Origin of the sequence: Brevibacillus sp. MER 51 (assembly GCF_023714195.1) — a bacterium.
GTDB lineage: Bacteria > Bacillota > Bacilli > Brevibacillales > Brevibacillaceae > Brevibacillus.
Genome location: NZ_JAMAUS010000021.1, coordinates 20,707 through 40,817 on the forward strand (window position 1 = coordinate 20,707; position 20,111 = coordinate 40,817).

16 protein-coding genes are annotated in these 20,111 nt (G+C 48.8%); 13 read left to right on the forward strand and 3 right to left on the reverse strand.

Going from position 1 to position 20,111, the window contains the following annotated elements:
- The first annotated feature begins 67 nt into the window (after window positions 1–67).
- The 5 genes from M3630_RS27435 (at window position 68) to M3630_RS27455 (ending at window position 5,555) form a co-directional block, all read left to right on the forward strand.
- Window positions 68–2,416, forward strand: coding sequence for an FdhF/YdeP family oxidoreductase (locus M3630_RS27435; RefSeq protein ID WP_251254193.1), 2,349 nt, complete (start codon window positions 68–70; stop codon window positions 2,414–2,416).
- A gap of 42 nt (window positions 2,417–2,458) precedes the next feature.
- The gene (locus tag M3630_RS27440) at window positions 2,459–3,718 is read left to right on the forward strand and encodes a molybdopterin molybdotransferase MoeA (protein WP_251254194.1); all 1,260 of its coding nucleotides are present in this window, start codon (window positions 2,459–2,461) and stop codon (window positions 3,716–3,718) included.
- A gap of 3 nt (window positions 3,719–3,721) precedes the next feature.
- Window positions 3,722–4,237 (forward strand): molybdopterin-guanine dinucleotide biosynthesis protein B, encoded by a 516-nt coding sequence (gene mobB, locus M3630_RS27445; RefSeq protein ID WP_251254195.1) that lies wholly within the window; start codon window positions 3,722–3,724, stop codon window positions 4,235–4,237.
- 130 nt (window positions 4,238–4,367) lie between these two features.
- Complete coding sequence (locus tag M3630_RS27450) at window positions 4,368–4,856, forward strand: DUF2199 domain-containing protein (RefSeq protein ID WP_251254196.1); 489 nt, start codon at window positions 4,368–4,370, stop codon at window positions 4,854–4,856.
- Window positions 4,857–5,018: 162 nt separating this feature from the next.
- Window positions 5,019–5,555: a pyridoxamine 5'-phosphate oxidase family protein gene (locus M3630_RS27455; RefSeq protein WP_251254197.1), complete on the forward strand. Its 537-nt coding sequence runs from the start codon at window positions 5,019–5,021 to the stop codon at window positions 5,553–5,555.
- Here the strand turns inward: M3630_RS27455 and pdxR are convergent.
- On the reverse strand, window positions 5,533–6,975 hold the full coding sequence (gene pdxR, locus M3630_RS27460; protein WP_251254198.1) for a MocR-like pyridoxine biosynthesis transcription factor PdxR: 1,443 nt from the start codon (window positions 6,973–6,975) through the stop codon (window positions 5,533–5,535). The two genes, M3630_RS27455 and pdxR, sit on opposite strands and share 23 nt — an antisense overlap.
- A gap of 232 nt (window positions 6,976–7,207) precedes the next feature.
- On the opposite strand from pdxR, the gene hmpA reads away from it, so the two are divergent.
- Window positions 7,208–8,425, forward strand: a complete 1,218-nt coding sequence (gene hmpA / locus M3630_RS27465; RefSeq protein ID WP_251254199.1) for an NO-inducible flavohemoprotein — start codon at window positions 7,208–7,210, stop codon at window positions 8,423–8,425.
- 27 nt (window positions 8,426–8,452) lie between these two features.
- Here hmpA and M3630_RS27470 read toward each other — a convergent pair whose 3' ends face one another.
- Entirely contained in the window at window positions 8,453–8,962 is a 510-nt protein-coding gene (locus M3630_RS27470; RefSeq protein ID WP_251254200.1) for a Crp/Fnr family transcriptional regulator, read from the reverse strand.
- A gap of 164 nt (window positions 8,963–9,126) precedes the next feature.
- On the opposite strand from M3630_RS27470, the gene M3630_RS27475 reads away from it, so the two are divergent.
- The 7 genes from M3630_RS27475 to M3630_RS27505 all read left to right on the forward strand — a co-directional run bounded on the left by M3630_RS27475 (window position 9,127) and on the right by M3630_RS27505 (window position 17,667).
- Window positions 9,127–10,068, forward strand: coding sequence for an MBL fold metallo-hydrolase (locus M3630_RS27475; RefSeq protein ID WP_221867770.1), 942 nt, complete (start codon window positions 9,127–9,129; stop codon window positions 10,066–10,068).
- Between the two features lie 125 nt (window positions 10,069–10,193).
- Window positions 10,194–11,984 carry a M3 family oligoendopeptidase gene (locus M3630_RS27480; protein ID WP_251254201.1) on the forward strand — a complete coding sequence of 597 codons (1,791 nt, stop codon included), beginning with the start codon at window positions 10,194–10,196 and terminating at the stop codon, window positions 11,982–11,984.
- 180 nt (window positions 11,985–12,164) lie between these two features.
- On the forward strand, window positions 12,165–13,127 hold the full coding sequence (locus M3630_RS27485) for a metal-dependent hydrolase (RefSeq protein WP_251254202.1): 963 nt from the start codon (window positions 12,165–12,167) through the stop codon (window positions 13,125–13,127).
- Between the two features lie 384 nt (window positions 13,128–13,511).
- A complete protein-coding gene (locus tag M3630_RS27490) occupies window positions 13,512–14,432 on the forward strand; it encodes an ArsR/SmtB family transcription factor (RefSeq protein WP_251254203.1) in 921 nt (306 codons plus the stop codon).
- Between the two features lie 51 nt (window positions 14,433–14,483).
- Window positions 14,484–15,731 (forward strand): MDR family MFS transporter, encoded by a 1,248-nt coding sequence (locus M3630_RS27495; RefSeq protein ID WP_251254204.1) that lies wholly within the window; start codon window positions 14,484–14,486, stop codon window positions 15,729–15,731.
- A gap of 371 nt (window positions 15,732–16,102) precedes the next feature.
- On the forward strand, window positions 16,103–17,275 hold the full coding sequence (locus tag M3630_RS27500) for a bis-aminopropyl spermidine synthase family protein (RefSeq protein WP_251254205.1): 1,173 nt from the start codon (window positions 16,103–16,105) through the stop codon (window positions 17,273–17,275).
- A gap of 53 nt (window positions 17,276–17,328) precedes the next feature.
- Window positions 17,329–17,667, forward strand: a complete 339-nt coding sequence (locus M3630_RS27505; RefSeq protein WP_237900120.1) for a DoxX family protein — start codon at window positions 17,329–17,331, stop codon at window positions 17,665–17,667.
- 46 nt (window positions 17,668–17,713) lie between these two features.
- On the opposite strand, the gene helD is transcribed toward M3630_RS27505, so the two are convergent.
- A complete protein-coding gene (helD, locus tag M3630_RS27510) occupies window positions 17,714–20,074 on the reverse strand; it encodes an RNA polymerase recycling motor HelD (protein WP_251254206.1) in 2,361 nt (786 codons plus the stop codon).
- Window positions 20,075–20,111: the final 37 nt, after the last annotated feature.

Sequence of the window (20,111 nt, forward strand, 5' to 3'; positions counted from 1 at the left end):
GGACAAGGGACGGTTTCATGGTGGTTTTTTCGTCTCAATGGAGTTTATTAGAGGGGAGACTAAAGAAATGGGCAAGACCAAGCATGGCGGACCAATTAAGCTGGATACTTCGTGGAAGCCTTCCTTATGGGCTTCACTGATGCCGATGGGGCTCGGGAAAATCAAGCCGCATCACATTCGGGATACGATGAAGGTGGCCTATGACAATCGCGATAATTTGGGTTATGCCTATCGCATTTTGACACAAGGGGTATGTGATGGCTGCGCTCTCGGCGTATCCGGCCTCTACGATCAGACGTTGACTGGTCCGCATTTGTGCACCACGCGACTGAACGTCCTGCGTCTCAATACCATGCCTGCCATGGATGCCAAATGGTTTGAGGATGTAAATGCGCTGCGTAAGCTATCCAGCGAAGAATTGCGCAAGCTGGGAAGAATTCCGTATCCGCTTTCAAGAAAACCAGGCGAAAACAAGTTCACCCGCATTAGTTGGGATGAAGCGTTAAACCGCATCGCGAGAAAAATCAAAAACATCAGCCCGAAACAGCTGGCCTTTTTCTTGACCGCTCGTGGGATTACCAACGAGGTATACTACACAGCAGCTAAAATGGCTCGTTTCCTCGGAACCAACAACATCGACAACGCATCACGTATTTGTCACTCACCGAGTAAGACAGCACTGAAGCGTTCGGTTGGGATTGGTGCATCGAGCTGTAACTATCAGGATTGGATCGGTACCGATGTGCTCGTATTCTGGGGCTCTGTACCAGGCAACAACCAGCCTGTATCAACGAAATACATGTATGCTGCGAAAAAAGCAGGAACGAAAATTATCCTGATCAACCCGTACAGAGAGCCAGCGATGGAGAAGTACTGGATTCCATCTGTACCGGATAGTGCTTTGTTCGGGACGAAGATTGCGGACGATTTCTACCAAGTGAACATTGGCGGCGACATCGCATTCATGAACGGTGTGATGAAGATTTGGTTCGAGATGGAGGAAGCCAAGCCAGGTTCTGCGATCAATCATGAATTCATCAAGGAGCACGCGAACGGAATCGAGGAGCTGCGCAAGCATGTGATGAATGAATCGTGGGATAAGATCGTAGAATCCTCCGGTCTCAGCCGCGAGCGTATCAAAGAATTCGCAGAACTGCTCGCCAACTCCAAAAATGGTGTATTCGTATGGAGTATGGGTCTGACCCAGCACAAATTCGGTACGGACAATATTTCTCAAGTAGCCAATCTGGCCATCCTTCGTGGATTCTTGGGTCGCAAGCACACTGGTCTCATGCCGATTCGCGGACACTCCGGCGTACAAGGCTCCGGTGAAATGGGTGCCGATCCGTTCAGCTTGCCAGGTGGAGATTTTGAAGAAAAATCCTGGAACCGCATTGAAAAGATCTGGAACTTCCCGATCCCGAAATGGCAAGGAGATATCGTCGGTATTTCTTTGGAAAATGCAGTGTTGCCGGATGGACATGAGCGTAAGACGAGATTGTTCTATACGAGTGGCGGCAACTTCCTGGAGACGATGCCAGATCCGGACTTCATGCAAAAATGCTTGGAGAGCATAGAAGTGCGTGTACATCAGGACATCATTTTCAACACATCCACGCTGGTGGATGCGAAGGAAGAAGTCATCGTACTGCCAGCAATGACTCGCTACGAGCAGCCGGGTGGCGGTACATCGACAAGTACAGAGCGTATGGTTTACTTCAGTGCCGAAGTGGAAGGGCCTCGTATTGAAGAAGCTCGTTCTGAATGGGAGATTTACGTAGATCTGGCGGCACGAGTCAATCCAGAGAAAAAGCATCTGATGCACTTCTCAAGCGCAGCTGAAATTCGCGCAGAGATTGCCTTGGCCAATCCGAACTACGATGGTATCCAGCATCTGAAAAACCGTGGAGATGTTTTCCAATGGGGCGGTGCATGGTTGTGTGAAGGCGGCGTATGCCCGACACCGGATGGCCGAGCGAATCTGATTCCGATTGAGATTCCGGATTTGAACAAGCCAGAGGGACACTTCTATGTAACGACTCGTCGCGGTAAGCAGTTCAACTCGATGATTTATAGCAAGAAAGACCCGTTCAACAATGCAGACCGTTATGATATCCTGATCAATGCAGAGGATGCAAAAGAACTGCGCATTGCAGAAGGCGAAAACATCGTCGTTTACAATAAATATGGAACGTTCCAAGGACGTGCCAAATTCGAGGACACCAGACGCGGAAACATTCAAGTGCACTGGCCGGAAGGGAATGTACTCATTCCGAAGGGTGTATACGAGACATACGCAGGTATTCCCGAATACAATACAGCCGTGAAGGTTGAAAAAGCGGACACTTTCCACGCCAACAAAGATTTGAAATATGTGGAGAGAGAAGTAGAAGATTTGGAAGTAAACGTCGGCTGACGAGCTGCAGCAATGGGTGGTCAAGATTAGGGGGAACAAGCCATGCGTTTTTCGCGACAAACACTCTCGGTTGAGGAAGCGATGAGCAAGCTGTTGGCTAAATTGCTAACGGGGAGAACGGAACAAGTGCAGATCGGGGAGGCATACGGGCGGATACTTGCCACTGATCTACGTGCAACATACGATTTGCCGCACTTTGACCGCTCGCCGCTGGATGGATTTGCTGTGAGAGCTGACGATACGGTTGGGGCCTCCGTTGATCACCCGATTACGCTAACAGTGCTAGAGACGGTTGCGGCCGGGCAAGTACCTACCAAAGAATTGAAAAAGGGCTGCGCGACTCGGATCATGACAGGCGCGATGATGCCTGCGGGTGCGGATGCGGTCATCATGTTTGAGCAAACGTACAACCCAGCCGAAGAGGCGGATGCTGTGCGAATCAAGCGGGAGATGAAGCCTGGGGAAAATGTATCGCGTCGCGGTGAAGAGATGGCCAAAGAAACGATCATTGCCAAGGCGGGCGAGCGGATTAACGCAGGTACTCTCGCCAGCTTGGCTACGTTTGGCTATTCGCAGGTAGAGGTGTTCTGCAAGCCGCGTGTCGGTCTGATTTCGACTGGAAGCGAGCTGTTGGAGATTGATCAGCCGCTTGCTCCAGGCAAAATTCGCAACAGTAATACGGTGATGCTGACTGCCTTGATTGCCGAGGCAGGGGGCATCCCTGTTTCGTTTTCAAGATTGCCGGATGATTTGTTGGTGGCGAAGGCGAAAATTAGTGAATGCTTGCGGGACGTGGATCTGGTCATTTCAAGCGGCGGTGTGTCCGTTGGGGATTTTGATGTGATCGCGGCTCTAGTGGATGAGCCTGAGGTGGAGCTTTTGTTCAACCGGATCGCGATACGTCCAGGAAGTCCGACGACGGCCATGATCATGGAAGGCAAGCCTTTTATTGCCCTGTCAGGGAATCCGGGTGCCTGTTTTCTCGGATTTGAGTTATTTGCGCGGGCAGCCATTCGTCGCATCTCGGGAGAAGCCCATGTGGTACAGCAGGTGATAAAGGCGAGACTTGGCGTCGATTATACGAAGCCTTGTCCATACCCGCGTTATCTGCGAGGGAAGCTCCTCGAAAAAGACGGGGCTTTGCACGCAATCCCTGATTTCAATGAAAAGGCAGGGAATCTGGGGACGTTGAAGGACAGCGAATGCTTTATGATCATACCAGCTGGGGGAAGCGGGAAAAAAGCAGGAGAGCTGGTTGATGTTCTCACCCATGCGGCCCCAACCTGGAGAAGAGAGGGATAGCGTATGGTCAAGCCACCTTGTGTTTTGCAGATTGTCGGTTATTCAAACAGTGGCAAGACGACGCTGCTCACTAGGCTCATTCCGATTCTCGAAAAGGCTGGGATAAGAGTTGGGGTCATCAAGCATGATGGCGGACACGATTTTGAGTGGGATCAACCTGGGAAGGACACTTGGCGTTATCGTGAAGCCGGGGCCTCGCTAGTGGCTATCACATCCAAAACGAAAACGGCCATCGTGGAGCAAAAGCCGCAAGAGCTGTCCGTCCTGATCCAGCGTCTGGCAGATGCCGGGGCCCAGCTCGTTTTGGTCGAAGGCTTCAAGCGTGAAGGCTATCCAAAGCTCGTCCTGCTTCGCAGGCCAGAAGATGAAGAGCTCTTATCTATCGTTACGCATCTGGTAGGGATCGTAGGTTGGTCGGACAAGCGTCAGCCGGGGTTGCCCTTTTTCGATATTAATGACATAGACAACATAGCCAATTTTGTAAGGGAACGGGTTTCCGTTTGGCGTTGTCAAAACTGATTAGAAACATTGAGATCATTCCAGATTGATTCGGGATGATCTTTTTTTGTAGCATGGCAGATGATCCATGTAATGAAAAATGTGGTAATGTAAATAAAAAATCGGCGAGAAATGATAAGGAGCAAAGAACATGAAATGCCCTCATTGTCACAACGAATTAAATGAACTGCCTTTCTGTTACGGAATAGAAGCGCCACATTATTTTTACATGGTACCAGAAGAGAAACGAACAGAATTAATAAAGGACTTTTGTGTAATTGATGAACAGCATTTCTTTATTAGAGGACATATTGAAATACCAATAATAGATAGTCATGAGAAATTTATATGGAGTGTTTGGGTTTCTCTTAGTGAAGAAAACTTTTTGAGATCAAATGAATTGCTGCACGTAGAAGGAAGAGAAAATGAAGAACCTTATTTTGGGTGGTTATCGACTGAACTTTCCATCTATCCAGAAACTACCCTATCCTTAAAGACTTGGGTACATACACAAAAAGTTGGTGCGGTTCCCTTCATAGAATTAGAACAAACGAGTCATCCACTTGCGGTTGAACAAAGGGATGGAATTACAATGGAGAGAGTGAAAGAAATTGCTCATTTCATCAATCATACCGAGTAATCAGAAAATGCCTGCTGCCGGGATGTTCCGGCAGCTTTTTCGTTTTCTCATGCTTTAGACGGTAGCTTATGGATTGCTTCAATTAGGTAGTTTTGGACGTATATATTCACTCCAATGGCTGATAAACTTGCAGCATATTTCAAAATAATAGGAGTGATAACAATGGATGGAGTGCGTTACAAAATAAGAGAAGTATTAGATGAGAGCAAGATTGAGACATTTTTGCAGCAAGCTAGAATCGGGCATCTTGGAATGGTCGATGGTCATCTGCCATATGTAGTTCCGCTCAATTTTGTTTGGACAAATGGGAAGCTTTATTTCCATGGTGCCACCGGCGGGAGAAGAAATCAGGTTATGGATGCTAATCCAGAGGTCTGTTTTACGGTTTGCGAAGAATATGGAACGATTACTGATCCGGTGCCAGCTAAGACGGACACAGCGTATATGAGTGTAATGATTTTTGGCAAGGCACAGCCTATCGTTGATCTGGATGAAGCTACACACATGTTGCAAGAAATGATGAATAAGTATGTGCCAGGCTACTATAATCGGCCTTTACCCAAGCAGCACGTAGACAAATATCGTTCGGCAGTATTCGGTGGTCCGGTTCAGGTGTACCGGATAGATCCACAGCATATCACTGCGAAAGAAAATCCAATGGAAGAAGAAAAAATGTTCAAACCTGGTAAAACCGTATAATCTCCGCAAGACGAAAAATGCCTTCTTCAATGGTGGATTCATCTACTTTAGCAAAACCCAGTACCCATCCTTTTCGATCGCATCTCAAACAATACTTGCTAAGAGGATAAACACGGATTCCTTTTTCTAGTGCCAGGATCGTCGCGGCTTTTTCATCAAACGATTTATCAGCTTCAAGAAGGATATGCAACCCCGTTTCTACGCCGCTTAGTGTGAAGTGTTCGACGAGACCTGTCGTGATGATGGCCTTCGTCATGGCTTCATGTCTGCGCCGATAAACATTTCGAACCCGTCTCATATGGCGCATGAAATGACCATGCTCAATAAAATGAGTAAGCGTTAATTGCTCCATAATCGGAAGATGTCGATAGGTTAATTCATGGACGTGGGCGAGCTGACGAATGGCCTCTTTGGGACCAACGATTGCCGATATCCGTATACCAGGAGCAATCATTTTGGAAAAACTCATCATATACAACGTGTTCTGAGGTCGTTGACTGAACAAGGTCGGAAGTGGGTCGCCGCGATAGCGAAATTCGCTGTCGTAATCATCCTCAACAATCCAAAACTGTTGCTCGGCAGCCATGTGTAACAATTGTTGCCTGCGAGGTTCGGACATAATGACTCCAACCGCACACTGATGCGATGGCGTAACATAGACAAGCTTGGACCCCGGATGAATCTGGTCTGCGCATAACCCGTACTCGTCAACTGGAACGGGGACAACCTGCATACGCCGATACTTCATTGCCATCCAGGCAGCAGGGAAGCCAGGATCTTCTACAGAAACGGTATCCCCTTCATGTAAAAGGGCTTGGGCGATCAGATCGATGCTATGTTGTGCACCTGAGGTTAACATGATTTGATCGATATTTACATGAATGCCCCGTTCAAGTGACAAGTAACGTTGAATCTGTTCTCGTAGCGGTTGGTATCCATAGGCATTGCCATAAGCCCAACTGTCCAGATTCGTTTCTGTGGAAGCCTGTAAAAACGAACGTCTCCAAATCTTTTGAAAATGTTCGTCCAAATATGGCTCATGGGGACTGAAATCGACCTCAACCTTTTGACGATCTCTGTCCCCGAACCAACCGTGCAAATGACAGATTGTAGCGTTTAATAAAGGCAATTCGGGAGGGGCAGGTCCTTCGGGCGCAGCAACCTCTGAAGGACGAGTTGCATAAATCCATTCGCTAACTCTCGTTCCACCGCGGCGAGAGGTGACAGTGTAGCCGCGGCTGAATAACTCCTCATAAACAATCTGTATGGTTGAACGGGAAACGCCAATTAGAGAAGCGAGTTCGCGGGAGGGTAGTAGCAATTCACCTGGCTGCCATTTTCCAGAGGTAATATTATGGATCGCTTGGTCCAGCAGTTGCTGCCAGATTGGGCGTTCGTCATCTCGGTTTACGGTTAGCATTCATTCACCCTCAGTATTTTTTATGGAATTTAATAACAATCCATTGGTTGATATGCTAACATGGCAAACATTTTTTTTGCAACAAGACGGTTGGGGGACGACTTTTTCTTATGGTGTTTTGAAATTGTCACAAATCGTTTCGATTTCCTGTGACCAGAATCACATGTGCATGCGTGAACCTCCCGTACACTTGAAATATAGAAAGAACGAAGCACTTCAAGGAGGTTCTATAATGTTAAGCCAAAAAACCATTGAAATCATAAAATCAACCGTTCCTGTGCTAGAGGTGCACGGAACTGCCATTACAAAACGTTTTTATCAAATGATGTTTGCCAAGCACCCTGAGCTTCTCAACATTTTCAACCACGCCAATCAAAAGCAGGGAAGACAGCAAACAGCTCTGGCCAATGCGGTGTATGCTGCGGCTTTGTATATTGATAAGCTGGAAACAATTTTGCCTGTTGTGAAGCAGATTGGACACAAGCACCGCAGCTTGGGAGTAAAGGCTGAACACTATCCAATCGTCGGGGAAAACCTGCTTGCTGCGATTAAGGACGTACTTGGCGATGCCGCTACGGACGAGATTTTACAAGCGTGGGCAGAAGCGTATGGCGTCATTGCGGATGCCTTCATCGGTGTAGAACACGAAATGTATGAAGAGGCGAGCGGGCAGCCCGGAGGATGGGTAGATTTCAGAGAGTTTATCGTCCAACGCAAGGTGAAGGAAAGTGACGTAATCACTTCCTTCTATCTGGTTCCGGCAGATGGTCAACCGATTTCCAGCTATCAGCCAGGGCAGTATATCAGCGTCAAGGTAGAATTACCGGGTGAGGAATTTACTCACATTCGCCAGTACAGTCTCTCTGATGCGCCAGGGAATGCGTACTACCGCATTTCTGTCAAACGCGAGGATGCGATGCAGGATAAGCCAGCAGGAAAAGTATCCGTTTATTTGTCTGAAGAAGTGAAGGAAGGAGATAGCCTGCAGCTGTCTGCTCCGGCCGGAGATTTTACTTTGCAGCAAGAGGACAGCCGTCCGGTTGTGCTACTCAGTGGCGGTGTAGGATTAACCCCAATGATCAGCATGCTGAACACACTGATCAAATCGGGAACAGACCGTCCGATCACCTTCATTCACGCAGCCAAAAACGGAAATGTGCATGCCATGAAGCAGGCAGTAGAGGAGCTGGCCGAAAAACATCCACAGCTTTCTGTTCACTGGTGCTATACACAGCCGACCGAACAAGATCGATTGAACGGTGCTTTCCAGAAAGAAGGATATATCGATTTGCCGTGGCTGCAAAAGGTCATCGATACAAAAGAGGCGAGCTACTATTTCTGTGGTCCAATTCCATTCATGAAGACGATCAACGGTGCTCTGTTGGAATGGGGAGTGCCAGCAGAAGACATTCATTTTGAGTTTTTTGGTCCGGCAGCGACCTTGGCATAAAGAGGCTCTCACGAAAAAAACTCAAGCTTACTCGCGATTCGCAGCTTGAGCCCGTAGCAGTCGATTTACTGTCTCGCGGCGAAGCCCGATGAGCTGACCGATTTCATCCTGAGTCAGTAACTCCGAAAGCGAGGCGACAGGGATGAATGACTGAAACCAAAGCTGGAGCTTGCGAAGCTTTTCTGCAGGAGAGACTTCGGTCAGTTGGTCGATACGCTGCTGCATCATCCGCAGCTTCCCTTGCAGCTGTAGCGCGATATCACGACACTTTTCAGGATGGTCATCCAGATGGCGATACCAATCCGGGGCAGACAGCACTTCGATCTCACAGGTCACGAGAGCGATTGCTGTCCCGTAATAGGGATTCGGGCTCATCAACGAATGATGGGGAATAATCTCATCTGGCACGATGATGTTGACCAGCGTCAATGCTCCGTCTGCATGTACCCGAACGATTTTTAACAGACCGCTCTTCAGATGATAGAGCGGTCCAGTTTCTCCTTGTCGAAACAGGACTTCTCCCTTGTGCAGGATCATGGGTTTCTCCTCGATTCTCTACGTTTTTCTCTAGCAATTATAGCAAGCCCGGCATGAGGAAGTAAGCAAGCGAAAAAGCAGTTTGCCGCTTTTTTAGGCTTGCTACAGCAATAATGCCTTTTGCTATAATGGGGAAATCACAGATGGATAAAGGGAGTTGTCTGATGCTCAACTTTTTTACATGGGTCGGCTTCGTAGTGGGGGTACTCACGCTCGGATTGATTGGCTATGTGGCTTACCGCTACTGGTACCATATGGGACAGCTTCCGAAGCCGGAGTTTCGTCATTTGGACACGAAAAAGCCAATGCCTGCCGACTGGAGTCATGATGAGGTTACATTTACATGGATCGGCCACTCGACGATTCTGTTGAATATGTTTGGTACGAAAATACTGACGGATCCGGTTTTGGGCGAGAAGCTCGGGATTAAGCTTGCGGGTGTCCATTTTGGTCCCAAACGCTTTACGCCTCCTGCCCTCGACTTTGCTGAAATTGGCGAGGTAGATATTATTTTGCTCTCGCATGCTCATTTGGATCATGTCGATCTGCCTACCTTGCAGAAATTAGCGAATCGCTCCACACATGTCATTACAGCGCACCAGACGAGCAAACTGTTCAAGCATATGCCATTTGGTTCGTATGAGGAAATGCAGCCGGGAGAAGTCATTACAACGAAAGAAGGAATGACGATTACGGCGATTCCTGTCCGACACTGGGGCAACCGCTTTCCATGGAATCATGAATATGGCTACAACGGCTATATGATTGAGAAAAATGGCGTGCGTATCCTCTATCCAGGCGATACGGCTTATATCTCCATGGAAAATTTGCCGAAGCAATTCGGGCCTATTGATCTGGTGTTCATGCCGATCGGCGCCTACAAGCCGGACTCGTATCAAGCCGCGCATTGTACGCCAGAGCAAGCATGGCAGATGTTCAAGGAGACCAAAGCCAAGTGGCTGGTGCCTATTCACTGGAATACGTTTGTGCTCTCGCGTGAGCCAGTCGATGAGCCGTTCGAGCGTCTGTTGGCAGCAGCGGGGGACGAGAGAGACAGGATCGTTGTTGAAAAACAAGGGGAGACGTTTTCGATCCCTGTTCAATAGGTGTGAAAAGTTGGCGACTGCTTATATGGCAGTCGCTTTTCTAACGATATGAATAAATGGGGAGGGAATAGCTACCTTATTATAGAAATATTTTTATCGAAGGAGTTTTTTGAGGAGGGGTACAGATGACAAAAGCATTGCCACAACGCTGGGATATGGATGCAATTTTTCCTGGTGGCAGTGAATCAGAGGATTTTCGAGCGTTTTTAGGGACTGTGGAAGGGGATATTGCGAACCTGAAAGCGCGTTTCGAGCAATCTGGCGCTGGTTTGCATGAAACAGTCGCTTTCAAGGAAGTGATCACTCATGTTCAAAGCATTGCAGTCCGTGTGAGACAAGCAGGTGCATTTATTTCCTGCCTGACTGCTCAAAATGTAAAGGATGAGCCAGCCAAGCTGCTGGGTGGTCGTGTAAAGAGTATCTCGGCTGCGTTTGGTGCAGTATTGACGCGCTGGGAAGAGCAACTGCTGGCTATCGACGAGGCTGCATGGGAGAATCTGTTGGCAGACGAAGACTTGCAACCTCTTGCTTTTGTGCTGAATGAGCGCCGCCGCCGTGCACAGGAAAAGCTGTCGCCTGAACAAGAAGTGCTGGCAAACGATTTAGCCGTAGACGGGTATCACGCTTGGCAAGATTTGTACAATGCGGTTGTGGGACGTATGAGTATTGAGGTTGAGGTCAATGGAGAGACGAAGCAGATGTCCGTCGGGCAAGCTTCTAACCTGATGAGCAGTCCTGACCGTGCTGTTCGTGCCCAGGTTTTTGAAAAGTGGAAAGAAGCTTGGGGCAAGGAAACGGAGTTGTGCGCCCAGGCGCTGAATCACTTGGGTGGTTTCCGTCTCTCACTGTACCGTCATCGCGGCTGGGATTCCGTCCTGCGTGAACCGCTGGATATTGGACGGATGCAGGAAAAAACACTCGACGCAATGTGGCAGGCCATCGACAATCGCAAGGATCGTCTGGTTGCCTACCTGGAGCGCAAGGCAAAGCTCCTCGGGGTAGACAAGCTGAGCTGGTACGATGTAGGAGCTCCAGTCGGCAAGGTACATAAAGAAGTGTCTTACGATGAAGCGGCTGCGCTGATCGTTGAGCACTTCAATCGTTTTAATCCGAGCATGGCTGAGTTTGCGCAAAAGGCATTCGACGAGGGGTGGATCGAGGCAGAAGATCGTCCTGGCAAGCGCCCAGGCGGATTCTGCACGAGCTTCCCAGTCAGCAAGCAGTCCCGCGTGTTCATGACGTATGCGGGAAGCGCAAGCAATGTATCCACACTGGCACATGAGCTGGGGCATGCGTATCACCAGCAAGTCATGTGGGATTTGCCAGCCCTTAACCAAAACTATGCGATGAACGTAGCGGAAACAGCATCGACCTTCGCAGAGATGATCCTCGCTGACGCTGCTGTGAAAAATGCAGCGAATGACGATGAGAAACTGGTGCTCTTGGAAGATAAGTTGCAATCCATCGTCGCATTTTTCATGAACATCCACGCTCGCTTTATTTTCGAGAAAAATTTCTACGAGAAGCGCAAAGAAGGTCTCGTTAGCGCGGCTGATCTCGACCGAATCATGGAAGAGGCGCAAAAGCAAGCGTACAACGGCGCTTTGGCAGATTATGAGCCGCACTTCTGGGCGTCCAAGCTGCATTTCTACATCACGTCGTATCCGTTCTACAACTTCCCGTACACATTCGGGTACTTGTTCAGCATGAGTGTCTATGCGCGTGCGCTCGAAGAAGGTGAGAGCTTCGCGCCGAAATACGATGCACTGCTCCAAGATACGGGCCGCCTGATGGTGGAAGACTTGGCGAAGAAGCATCTCGGTGAGGATATGACGACAGTTGAGTTCTGGCAAAAAGCTGTTGATCTGGCTGTGGCAGACATCGACGAATTCCTGCGCCTGACGGAAGAAGCATAAATTCACGAATAAATAAGCACCAAGCAGTCTGTCACTATTCTGACAGGCTGCTTTTTCGTTGAGAGATTGTTAATGTTACAGAAGAAATCTTCGGATAACATTTACCTGCGGTTTATAGAATCCTCGCTATTTTTTCGTACAGTAAAAGGGAAGGGAGTACTTGTAAAGGGAGGCATCGTAATGGACACTGGTAGTCATCTTTTGTTGGGTGTCACACTGGCGGGGTTAGCTCATATCACGCCGGCAGTGGCGCATGATCCGGCGCTTGCTCAGGCGCTGATGGTCGCAACGGTAGTGGGTTCTCATGCCCCGGATTTCGACACTGTGGCCAGACTTCGCGGTATTTCTTTTTACATTCGCTTTCATCGGGGAATTACCCATTCGATTCCCGCCTTGTTTCTATGGCCCCTCATTATCAGTCTTCCTCTTGCCTGGGGGTTTGGTCTCATGGGGCAGCTCGGGATTTTGTACGGATGGACGCTGTTGGCTGTTGTGCTGCATGTTTTTCTCGATATGCTAAACGCCTATGGAGTTCAGTGTATTCGCCCTGTTAGCAGGCGCTGGGTGCATTTGGATGTACTTGCGATTTTTGAGCCACTGGTGTTCTCGATCCATCTGGCAGCGGCGATATGGTGGATAGCTTTTAGAGGAGATCCCAGCGTGCTGTTTCCGGTAGCATATGGCATGACGCTCGTGTATATTGGCGTGCGGGCTTGGCAGCATCACCGTAACGTCAGACGGGTAGCAAGGGCATTGGAAACAAGCGGCATATCCCATGTCTTCCCGAGCATACATCCTTTTCACTGGCGATTCGTCGTAGAGACGGAAGAACGGTTTTACACAGGGAGAATCGAGTATGCACGCGTAATAGTGGAGGATATGTATCCGAAGCAGCAGCGTGATGCAATCATTCAGGCTACTGTCGGTGTGGATGGTGTTCGTGCTTTTCTCGGATTTGCTCAACGAATCCACGTCACGTGGAAGGAGATTGCCGACGGTTACGAAGTCACATGGAGCGATGTGCGCTTTTGGTACAACCGCAAGCTGCCTTTTGGCGTAGATGTTGTCTTGGATCGTGATTTGAACGTCGTTAATCATCGGTTGGGGTGGCGAAAAAAAGCGTGGGACCCACCGTTTGTATAAGGGAAGTAAGTATAGGTAAGCCTCGTCAGTTAGTGAAGCTGGGGGCTTACTTTTTTTGTGTGAACAAGGCACCTCAGCGTCTGCTTCTTACATTGTTTCAGTAAAGCTTTTGCCAAAGGTTTAAGTGGTATCGATAAACCAACAAAGCTGGTAAGAAGAAAAAGCACAGGGCTCGTAGACCTTGACAACGCCTCCCCTTTTGGAAGTGGAGACGGACAGTGAATCCCTGCTGGCGTGTCAGAGTCGAAGAGCACTGGCTTTTTCTTCTCCTCCACTATGTTGACCCCATTAAGGACCTTTATAGCTATTCTAACGAAATGGTGCTAGGCAAAATCTAACAAGAATGATACACTGAAAAAAAACTAAATGTTCGATGGTGATAGAATGAATGGATTATATTCGATCAGAATAGAATGGTCTCCTGCGTATGAATGTATCATTAGCCTCTACACTTACATTCACGAAAAGGAGCGCAAGCATTGTTTGCTTGGTACGGCTTGGTTTGAGGAGACAAAACAAAAGCTCCCGGCGTCTTTTGCAGATGAACTCGCAGATGAACGCTGGGAGGTACTTCACCGCTTGGTGCTGCTAGTAGCGCAATCACCCCAGACCAAATCCGTTGAAGAATTTCTTGGGTGGCTGGAAAGCATTCCTCCCGGTGAAATTTATGAGCGTCTCGCGCCATGGGTGGAGACGATTCCGCTGAACTTGGGGGAAATCCGCGATCGCAGCCTATTGTTGCTTACCCAGTGGAATGACCATTATTTTTCGAAGGTGGACCCACGCATTTTGGAGAGTTTGCAACGGAGCGCTGATGAGCTGACAGTCCGCGCCAAAGAAACGCCTCCAATTGATTTGGTCGATCATGTTACGAACGGCATTTGGATTGAGCCGATGGCAGATTTGCGAGAGGTTGTTCTGATCCCGCAATACCATTGTGCCCATTCTTCTGTCCTCGACTTTTATCGGGGGCTTGCCACTTGTATGTACCCTGTTAAAGATGCGGCAACAGCCAAACCACAGCCGATCCTCGAGCTGTTACCCATCACACAGTGCCTGGCTGATGAGAAGCGCCTGCAAATCTTGCGCTGCCTGGCAAAAAAGACGTGCACTCTCGGGGAACTACAGAAGCAAGTATCCTTAGCAAAAAGCACCGTCCATCATCATGTAACCGCGTTGCGCAGAGCGGGACTGATTCGTGCTCATTACACAGGAAGTACGACGGTTTCCTACTACAGTCTGCGAGAAGCCTTTGTCGAGCGTCTCCCGGTCTTGCTTCGTTCCTTCTTCCATACATCAGAGTAATTTTGCTTTTGAAAATAGCATGATTTTGTTGAGAGGGTAGGTTGAATCAGAATGAGCAGTGTGAGCAAAATGAGGCAAGTGTGGGAGGCGTACCACCCGATTGTTCATCTGTTGATGGCAGGGACGGTGTTCGTTCAGCTCACCCAATCGATGAGCATCCCTTTTCTGGCCATCTTTCTCGGTGAAACGACGAAGCTCTCTCACGCCTATATTGGACTGATTATCGGGGCAGGTCCTTTGGCTGGAACAGTAGGGGGATTTGTTGGCGGGATTCTCTCGGATTTGTTTGGCAGACAAAAGCTGATGTTCTTTTCCTTGCTTGCTATGGCGTGCTCGATGATCGGCTTCATTACAGTGGCTCATCCGATCAGTTTGCTGTTAATCAGTTTGGTTATGGGATTGGCGGCATCTATTTTTGCGACGGTTTCAAAAGCGCTGATGGGAGACTTGACCCCTGAGCATAAACGTTTTCGTGTGTTCTCGAATCGCTATCTTGCGAACAATCTAGGTTTCGCGATTGGTCCTATGCTCGGTGCTTTTTTGGGGATTTCCGGCAGCAATCTGGCGTTTATTCTGACTGCGGTGTCCTTGGTGAGCTTTGCCGTCATTTTATTAGTGGCATGTCGAAGATGTGGCGTCACTGATGACGGTGGGGGGAACGGAGAGGTAGAGAGAGCCAGTTTGGGTGAGATCTGGCAAGTACTCAGAAGGGATGTCGTTCTTCTTACCTTTGTTACAGGCGGAATCCTGTTAGTGACGGTGTACGGTCAGATGTCTGTTACGCTCTCCCAATACTTGCGGGAAAACTTTTCGGAGGGAGTCGCCTTGTTTGGAACCTTGATGAGCGTCAACGGATTTACTGTCCTGCTTTTGCAAATTCCTTTAACGAGGCTGGTTGAGCGTTTTTCCTTGTTTGCGAGGATAGCAGGCGGTGCTGTATTGATGGCCATAGGAGAGGTCGGCTTTGCTTTTTCGCCAGATTGGACGTGGTTTATTACAGCGATGATCGTTTTTACGCTTGGGGAAATCTTGATCATACCGGCGGAGTATGCGCAAATCGACGAGATCAGTCCCGCGAATATGAGAGGGACTTACTATGGGGCACAAAGCGCAACGATGCTCGGCAGTTTTCTTGGACCATGGGCAGGTGGGATGGTGCTCACCGCATATGGTGGCCCTGTGATGTTTATGGTTATGGCAGTATTGGCGCTGGTCAGCTTGATCTTTTATTGGCTGGGACGCAGCTTGCATGAAAAGCGGAAGCAGCCCAGAAATGCAATTGTAGAGACTTCCATGTAGCTTCTTGCCGATTGATTGCGATTGCCGTATAATGGAAAGTATCTTTTTCAAAAGGGGACGTTTTGATGTCGGTGTGTGTTCTTAACTAAGCAACTGGATAGGGTACTCCCAGTATTTTGGCAAAAACCACATTTCATGTCGGCTTATTTGCTATGGAAAAAGGGAGGCCTTGATTAGTTAAGAACTTACGGTCATCCATCTACCCATTTGCTCGACTACGGGAACCGTGCTCTTACGCACGGTTTTTTTGCGTGACTATCCACGCGCACGTAGCGAACGTATGCCCTCAAGGCGGAGATGAACGAATGTTCATGCTCTGCCTTTTTGCATGGCATCGATGGGTCCATCCCTTTTGAAAAGAGGTTCTCTACATGAAAAATTATATCGAAGACACCTATAAAAAAGTCCGTTTACAAGAAGGACAACGAGTGATCGAACAATTTTTGCTCGCGTGTTATTTTCAGCCGGGTTTGCCTACGAAAGAGCTGGCGAGAAAGGTACTCTTGCCTGTACCTGTGGCGACTGCGATCAAAAAAGAGCTGATCAAGGCAGGTGCCATACAGCAGGGGAGCGGGGTGAGATGCACCGCAGAAGGGGAGGCGTTCATTGAACAAAAGCTAGGGTATGGTGGGCTGGATCGAGAGCTGTACGAAAAGCTGATGATAGACGATGAAGCTTGGAAAACAGAACTGGCTGACTTGCAAGCGGAGATGGAGACGATTTTTGCTGGGCGTCCGCAAGTCGATGTACAGATCGATCAGTCCAAATGCACAGTCGAGACGAGCTTGCGCAGGGCAATCTTATGCTTGCGGCATCAAAGCTTGGTGGGCAAAAAAATATTATGCGTCGGGGATGATGATTTGGTCAGCATCTCACTGGGGCTTTTGCTCAAGCGCTTGTTTCCAGGGAATCAGCAACGTCCAGAGCAAATTGACGTAGTCGATATCGATGAACGCTTTCTCCAGTACATTACGGATGTGTCAAAGCAAAATGCATTGTCCGTAGCCTGCCATCAGGCTGATTTGCGGCAGCCGCTGCCGAAGAAGCTGCAGGGTGGGTACAATTGCTTTTTTACTGATCCACCTTACACACTGCAAGGAATGGCTCTGTTTTTATCCCGCGGAATTAGTGGGCTGCAAAAGCAAAAAGGACTGTCCATCTTCCTGTCCTTTGCACATAAATCGCCTGATTTCACGCTGAATATGCAACGGGAGTTCGTGCGGGCAGGCTTGACCGTACGAGAGGTACTCAGTCATTTCAATGAATACGAAGCGGCGCAAATGATTGGAAACAAGGGGCAGATGATCGTGCTTACCACAACAGAGCTGACGGCTCCGACGATCAAGCATCCATTTTTGGAGTCGCTGTACACAGGCGAAGAGACTCCTTCCAAGCGTGAGTATCAATGCAAGCGCTGCAAAAGATCAATCCAGGTAGGGGCACAGGCAAAAATAGTGACGATCGAACAATTGAAAAAACGCGGCTGCCCTCGTTGCAAGCACCAAAGCTTTGAGCTGTTGTCCCGCCGAAGAGCACAAGACTGATTGTACGCAAGTGGGCATAAGGTAGTGGTGGAGGGGAGGGAGAAAAAGAGAAGATGGCTTACGAAAAAGCGTTTGTTTTATTGCGGATCGCGACGGGAATCTTGTTTTTCATCCATGGCATAGCCAAACTTCAAAAAGGGATGGCTGCTGTTGTGACGACGTTTGGTGATCTCGGTTTGCCGGGGTGGCTGGCGTATGTGGTTTTGATCGTAGAATTGATCGGCGGTCTCGCGCTGATCATCGGAGTCGGGGCGAGATATGCTGCCTGGGGATTAGCTGCGATCATGGCAGGAGCGATTGTGACAGTGAAATGGGCGAAAGGCTTTGTCGGCGGTTATGAGATGGATTTGATCCTGTTGCTTGTCACGATTTGTGTGGGGCTAAAAAGGTGAAAAAGAGATCCGGCTGAACCAGTAAGCGGTCAGCTGGATCTCTTTTTTAAACAAACAGCTCGTAATACGCAGGAGAAACGTTATCTAAAAACGGACTTTTTTCACCCGAATAGTATAGGTGCAGCTCGTGCATGGCTCGTGTACATGCCGTGTAAAAAAGCTTGCGCTCACTTTCTTCGCCGTAGCATGCAGCGGAAGCATCATAAAGGATGACCGCATCGAACTCCACCCCTTTTGCCAAGTAAGAGGGTATGATCAAGATTCCTTTTTCAAAGGAAAGAGTAGCGGGCTTGATCAGGCGAATTGGCAATTTCTCCTGCAAAGAGTCATGAACGACTTGGGCTTCCTCTAGCGTTTTTGTGATAACAGCGATCGTTTGATGACCGCGATCTGTGAGCTCACGTATGCGTGCTTCGATTTGGTCGGTATGAGCTTGAGGTGATGTCACTTTGGTTAGCGTTGGCAAGCGACCTTCACGCATAAAAGGCTCAATCATATCCCCATCTCGTAGCAGTTGTCGTGTAAACAAGACGATGGGATAGGTGGAGCGGTAGCTTTTGGTCAGGACGAAGGTCTCCGTCTCTTCAGGCTCAAACAGGGATGTGACAGCATCAAAGCTATTCTGGTGATACGCATGGGCGTAAATCGCCTGATTCCAGTCTCCCAGCACGGTCATTTTGGCACGGGGAAACAAGCTTTTGATGAGAGCAAACTGAAAGGCGGAGTAGTCCTGGGCTTCATCGAGAAAGACATGACGGACGAGGTTGTTCGTCTGCTTGCCCTCCAATCGTTCCTGCAAATACAAATAAGGAGGGATATCTTCACATGCCAAATACTGTTGCTCTAAACGATCTGCTGTCTGTTCGCACACTGCGGGCCACTTGTCTAATCCATCATGTTGGAGAGTATTTGGAGCAAGCGTCCCGAGCAAGTCAGGTGACAAGAAGAGCTGGCGGTAAATAGCGCGAGTATCAATAAATTGTAGTTCCCGGATAAAATCGCGCAGAGGCTGAAACTGTTTTTTGACGATCCAGTTGGCTAAGAGCTCCTGCTCGCGTTCGAAGTCATCAAAGGTATCCTCCCGAAACTGCTTTTTGCGGCGCAGCGATTGATAGGCAGCCACGTAAGCGTCTCGGTCTAGCAGCTCCATTTCATCTTCTACCCATGGTTTTGAGCGTTCGCGCTGTTCCAGTTTTTTCAGCTCGGTCAGCAGTGATTTCGCAACGAGTACCATCCGATTGGGGATCGGCAGACTCGTATCGAGAGAATAAAACAGCTCATGGATGTGAGCTGCACTGATCAGAGTCTGGTTTCTAAATATAACGGGGCGAAATATGATTCCAGATTGCTTCAAGCTATTCGCGTATTCATCCATGGCCTGCAAAAACAAGGAGCTTGATTTGAAACGGATTCCTTCCAGCCGCGCCGCGTATCCTGACTGATCACTTGCTGTCAGTACATACTCCATCTGTTCAAGCGGGTTTTCCAGGCGGAAGTCGTCACCGAGACGATGCTCCGCGTATTCCTGAAAAGTTGTTTGCTGCATATTTTCCTCGCCGAGCTCAGGAAGAACGGTCGAGACGTAGCTGTTAAACAAAGAGTTGGGTGAAAACAAGACGATTTGCTCTGCCGTCAATGTCTTGCGATAACGGTATAGCAAATAAGCGATTCGTTGCAAAGCCGCAGATGTTTTTCCGCTGCCGGCAGCTCCGGAGACGATGACGAGTCGGCTGCGTTCATTTCGGATGATGCGGTTTTGATCCCGCTGGATCGTGGCCACGATGCTTTTCATCTGCGAATCAGCCTGTTTGCCGAGTACTTCCTGAAGCAGTTCGTCGCCAATCGTCACCCCCGTATCAAACAGATGCAGCAATTTGCCGTCGCGAATGATGTATTGTCTTTTGCACGTAATCTCTCCATTAACGCTTCCGCTCGGGGTATTGTACGTTGCTGGCCCCGGCGAGTAGTCGTAATATAGACTGGAAATCGGAGCGCGCCAGTCATAGACGAGAAACTCCTCGTCGTTTTTATCCAGCAAAGAAGCAATGCCGAGATAGATGGCTTCTGGCTTCGATTCCAGCTCTTCTTGAAAATCAATCCTGCCAAAATAGGGAGAGTGCAACAAGCGCTGCAGCGTACGCAACTGATTTTGGGCATGGCGATGGATGCGTTCACGCTCGGACAGGACTTCCGCTTGCTGCTTGATACTGGCGTAAGTCTCGACAGCTTCGATCGCATCCTCGAAGTTGACTGTCACGTCGTCCCAAAAATGCTTGCGAATTCCGATGATATCCTCGCTCACGACATTCACATGCTCTTTGAGGTCATCTATTCGGTTCTTTATCTCTGAGATGACTTGTTCAACACGTTGTTGTTCGTTTTGCCTATCTTGATCAGTCACGCTCATGGTACCGCTCCTTTTTCGTTCCCCATTTTTTGACCTG